The organism is Massilia sp. TSP1-1-2 (assembly GCF_049896185.1).
In the GTDB taxonomy this organism is placed as follows: domain Bacteria; phylum Pseudomonadota; class Gammaproteobacteria; order Burkholderiales; family Burkholderiaceae_D; genus Telluria_A.
The window spans coordinates 1-890 of sequence record NZ_JAFCTU010000148.1 but is presented as its reverse complement, the minus strand read 5'-3'; the positions used below and the strand labels follow the sequence as shown (position 1 = coordinate 890).

1 protein-coding gene is annotated in these 890 nt (G+C 59.0%); it reads left to right on the top strand.

From position 1 onward, the window contains the following. Positions 1-120 precede the first annotated feature (120 nt). The gene (locus tag ACP7BV_RS27380; RefSeq protein ID WP_426108060.1) at positions 121-693 is read left to right on the top strand and encodes a hypothetical protein; all 573 of its coding nucleotides are present in this window, start codon (positions 121-123) and stop codon (positions 691-693) included. The last annotated feature ends 197 nt before the right edge of the window (positions 694-890 follow it).

The following is an 890-nucleotide window of genomic DNA, read 5'->3' as shown; positions in this document are numbered from 1 at the left end:
CGGCCGGCGTGCCCATCGTGTCCGCCACCCTGATGCACAGTTCGCAGCAGGTGGCTGAACAATACGTATTGTCAATTTGCTCATGTAAGATGCTGCTTTGATATCTTGCCGAGCAATTCGATGAAAAACAGGATGATGGTTGCCGTGCTGTGCATGGCGGCGATGACGGGTGCCTCGGCCGAGATCCGTAAAATGACCGGAGCCGACGGAAAAGTGACCTTGTCCAATGTTCCGCTTGTGCTGAAGAATCCCGCTACCCAGGCGCCGCGGCCGGTAGTGGCGCGCTTGCCCGAGGCCGGTTCCGACTTGTTGCGCCCGGAGGTCATCGGCGCGGTGGCCAATGTCATGGGAATTACCCACCTGGTCAGCAGCAGCCGAGAGTTTTGCGTGGCGACCACGCCCACCTCGTACAAGCGCTACTCGTCGGCCGCTGACGCCTGGTTGCAACGCAACGCCGCAGTGGTTGCGCATAAAGAAAAGGTAATGGCGACCGGCGACCAGCGCCTGGTGGCCAATGCGCTCTCGGGTGACATGGTGCGCCAGACTGAAGAAATGATGCGCCCCGTGCGCGGCGCCGGCACCGCCGAGAAGGTTGCCTGGTGCGACAAGGCATTCGCCGATGTGAACCGCGGCGCACTCGACCTGGTGGGCCGCGCATCGATAGCACCGCTCATGCGCTACCATCCGCGCTAAAAATTTTGCAGAGCCTCTTGCCAGCGCCGCAGCCGTTTGCTATAGTTCGTCTCCCGTTGAAAAGCACGCGAAATCAACAAGTCGCAGGACTATCATCGGGAAGCGCATTAAGTGCGCTGCAGTAAAAAAGAGGTTGACGAAAAACGCGAAACGCTGCATAATCTCACCTCTCTGCTGCTTACGAACAAAACGCTTCG